General features: G+C 73.5%; 3 protein-coding genes and 1 pseudogene. 1 reads left to right on the top strand and 3 read right to left on the bottom strand.

Annotation, left to right across the window (positions count from 1 at the left end):
* Positions 1–142 precede the first annotated feature (142 nt).
* Together ACWDCZ_RS39410 and ACWDCZ_RS39405 are read right to left on the bottom strand one after the other, a co-directional pair.
* Positions 143–709 (bottom strand): annotated as a pseudogene (locus ACWDCZ_RS39410) (DUF899 family protein); the annotation flags it as partial.
* A 131-nt stretch (positions 710–840) separates the two neighbouring features.
* Positions 841–2,427 carry an MFS transporter gene (locus tag ACWDCZ_RS39405; protein ID WP_074002839.1) on the bottom strand — a complete coding sequence of 529 codons (1,587 nt, stop codon included), beginning with the start codon at positions 2,425–2,427 and terminating at the stop codon, positions 841–843.
* Positions 2,428–2,584: 157 nt separating this feature from the next.
* Between ACWDCZ_RS39405 and ACWDCZ_RS39400 the strand changes: the two genes are divergently transcribed.
* Positions 2,585–2,929, top strand: a complete 345-nt coding sequence (locus ACWDCZ_RS39400; protein ID WP_234348258.1) for a YciI family protein — start codon at positions 2,585–2,587, stop codon at positions 2,927–2,929.
* A gap of 25 nt (positions 2,930–2,954) precedes the next feature.
* Here the strand turns inward: ACWDCZ_RS39400 and ACWDCZ_RS39395 are convergent.
* The coding region (locus tag ACWDCZ_RS39395; RefSeq protein ID WP_449818477.1) for a DUF2306 domain-containing protein at positions 2,955–3,634 on the bottom strand (680 nt) is incomplete at its 5' end.

Here is a 3,634-nt window from a genome sequence, read left to right as displayed (position 1 = left end):
GCACCGAGATCACCTCGCTGATCTCCGAGACGGTGGCGGGCTGGGACGCCGACGACGCCTCCCGCAAGATCGAGGCCAACGTCGGCCCGCGCGAGAAGGTCGAGTAGGTGTGGTAGACCTCCTCGCCGTCCCGCAGGAAGACGCTGACCGCGGGGAGTTCGTGGCCCCAGATGTCCCAGGGGCCGACGGCGGCCTCGTGCTCCTCCCTGGTCCGGAAGTTGATCAGGAGCGGGGTCACGGACTCGTCCAGCGTGGCGTGGAAGTCGTAGTTGAAGCGGCTCCCGTACGACGAGTAGTACGGGATGTCCCAGCCCATCCGCTCCTTGTACCGGCGGATCTTCTCCTGCGGCGCGCGGGAGACCAGCACCAGCGTGGTGTCCCGCTCGTGCAGGTGCGGCAGGTACCCGATCTCCCGGATCTGGAACCGGCAGCTGGGGCAGCCCTCCTCCCACTCCGGGTCGAACATCACGTGATGGACGATCAGTTGCCGGCGTCCCTCGAAGAGGTCGGCCAGGGACGCCTTGCCGTCGGGGCCCTCGAAGACGTAGTCCTCCTCGACCCGGACCATCGGGAGCCGCCTGCGCTCGGCGCTCAGCGCCTCCCGGGCGTGCGTGAACTCCTTCTCCCTGACCAGGAACTCCCGGCGGGCGGCGAGCCACTCCTCCCGCCCGACGACCCGGGGGAGCTCCGACTGCGGTTCCGTGTCCATGGTGCCGTTCTTCCTCTCGTGCGGTGCGGTGTTCCGTACTGCGGTGTTCCGTACTGCCGTGCTCCGTACTGCCGTGTTCCGTGCCGCGGTGTTCCGGGCCGCGGTGTTCCGCGGCGCTCTGCTGCGGCGGGTCATTCCACGGCCGTGGCGGTCGGTGCGGGCGACTCCTCCGCCGCCGGGGACACCGCCCCGGCCGCGGAGCGCGACCCGAGCGCGCCGAGCGCCAGGACACCGAGGGCGGCGACCAGGACGGCACTGACCACGGCGGCGGCGTTCAGGCCCGAGGTGAACGCGTCGCGCGCGTGCTCGAGCAGGCGCGCGCCCGCGTCCCCGGACAGCCGCCCGGCCTCCTGTGCGGCGGCCTCGACGCTCTGCCGGACGTCGGGGAGCGCGCCGGCCGGGGCCCCGGACGGGCTGAAGCCGTCCATCCGGGCACCGTAGACGGCGGCTCCTATGCTCCCCAGCGCGGCCACCCCCAGCGAGATGCCGAAGTCGCCGCTGGTCTGCGAGAGCGCCGCCGCCGCCCCGGCGTTCGCGGGGGGCACGGAACCCACCACGAGGTCCTGGCCGAGCGCGCCCACGAACCCGATCCCGAGGAAGACCAGGATGATGCCGCCCACCAGCTGGGACAGCCCGTCCGAGGTGTCCAGGACGGCGAGCAGCGCGAAGCCGACCGCGGCGAGGCCCATGCCGGCGGCGATCACCACCCGGGGGGTGAACCGGCGTGCGGCGAGCGGCGCCAGCATGCTCCCGACCACCATCGCCAGCGAGGACGGGACGAGCCACAGGCCCGCGTGCAGCGGGGTGAACCCCTCGACCGACTGCAGGTACCGGCTGATCAGGAACATCACCCCGCCCTGGGTGGCCACCCCGAGCATCAGGATCACCAGCGCCGCGGTGAACGCGAGCCGCTTGAAGAGCCGGACGTCGAGGAGCGGGTCGGCGAGCCGGCGCTGCCGCGCCACGAACACGGCCCCGAAGGCCAGGCCGGCGACGGCCGCGGCCGCGCCCAGCGGCTGGACCCCGTCCCGGGCCATGTCCTTGATGCCGTAGACCAGGGGAAGCATCGCCAGCAGGGACAGGGCGACGCTCAGCGGGTCCGCGCCGCGGACCTGCGGGGAGCGGTACTCGGGCAGGAACACCGGACCGACGGCCAGCAGCAGCACCATCACCGGGATGGCCAGCAGGAACACCGAGCCCCACCAGAAGTGGCTGAGCAGCGCGCCGCCGATGACCGGCCCGGCGGCCGCGCCGCCCATGAAGCAGCTCATCCACACCGCGAAGGCCATGCCGCGCTGCCGCGGGTCCTGGAACATGTTGCTGATCAGCGCCAGCGTGGAGGGCATCAGGGTGGCCCCGGCGACGCCCATCGCGGCGCGCGCCGCGATCAGCATGCCCGGGCTGGTCGACCAGGCGGCCACCGCCGAGGCGATCCCGAAGGCCACCGCGCCGTACAGCAGCAGCTTGCGGCGGCCGACGCGGTCACCCAGCGTGCCCATGGTGACCAGGAAGCCGGCCGTCAGGAAGCCGTACACGTCGGTGATCCACAGCTGCTCGGTGGCGCCGGCCCCGAGGTCGTCGGTCAGGCTGGGCAGCGCCAGGTAGGTCACGCTGAGATCCAGCGCGAGCAGGAGTGTGGGCAGGGCGAGAACCGCCAGGCCCGTCCACTCGCGGCGCCCCGCTCGCGGCGGGGAGGCCGCGGTCGTCGGCGAGGTCATGGGTACGTCCTCCAGAGTCGGGTTGTACGGGACGGAACCGCCCCCGGAGGGCGTCCGTCACCCCGGGGTCGGAGCCGCGGCCTGCGATCCGACATCCGCTTCGCTATCGTCGTCCACGAAGTTCCGGAACAGGCCGCGGAGGACGTGCGTGAAGTACATGCTGCTGATCTACAGCGACCCGGTGGTGTGGGAGGCGCTCACGGAGGCGGAGCGGGCCTCGCTCGGCCCCGAGCACGCGGCGCTGATCGGCGAACTGGAGGCGTCCGGGGAGTGGGTCGGCGGCTCGGTGCTGGCTCCCCCGGAGCGGAGCCGGGCGGTGCGGGTCCGCAACGGCGCGGTGCAGGTCGTGGACGGTCCGTTCGCCGAGGTCAAGGAGCACCTGGCGGGCTACGACATCGTCGACTGCGACGGCATGGAGCGGGCGGCGGAGATCGCCGCCCGCATTCCCGACGCCCGGCTGGCCCGGGTGGAGATCAGGCCCATGGTGGGGCCGGAGGCGTGACCGGAGGGGCCCGGCGGCCCTTCCCTCAGGCGGACACCGGGAGCCGTCGCCGCGGCTTCCGGTCCAGCCAGAGCTGCACGAGGACGAGGTTGACCATCCAGCCGAGCCAGCGCGCGACCTCGAACAGGTAGTCGAGCGGGACGGGCGCACCCGTGTGGACCATGACGTCGACCATGGCGCGGCCCCACAGCACGCCGGCGGCGAGCGCGAAGCTCCGCAGCATCCACCGGCGGTGCTCGGCCCAGCGGTGCCGGCGGGCCGCCACCGTCCCGGCCACCGTGGTCGCGATCCACAGCAGCGCCTGGAGCGCGATCCCGATGTCGCCGCGCCACTCGGGCATCAGCGGCATGATCACCAGCGCGGTGACGGCACAGGGCAGGGCGCCGGCGTACACGTAGAGCCGGCCGCTGAGCCGGTGCACCCGCGGGCGGGTCCGCCGCAGCCCGGGCCACAGCTGGAGCACGACGGTGACCAGCGCGATCGACCCGAAGGCGATGTGCGCCACCAGGACCGCGTAGTGCCACGGGACCTGGGGGTCCAGGTTGATGCGCGCCTTCGCCGGATCGAAGCGCAGGTAGGGCGGGAGCTCGTCGACGAGGAAGAGCCCGACGAGCAGGGCGAGCAGCGCGGCCCACCGGCGGGCGGAGGCCCGCCCCGCGCCCCGCCCGCCGTCCGCGCCCCCTCCGCCGGACTCGTCCCGCCCGC

This window comes from Kitasatospora sp. NPDC001225 (assembly GCF_053597855.1).
Note: the sequence above shows the minus strand (reverse complement) of the source record. Positions and strands in the feature narration are given on the sequence as shown.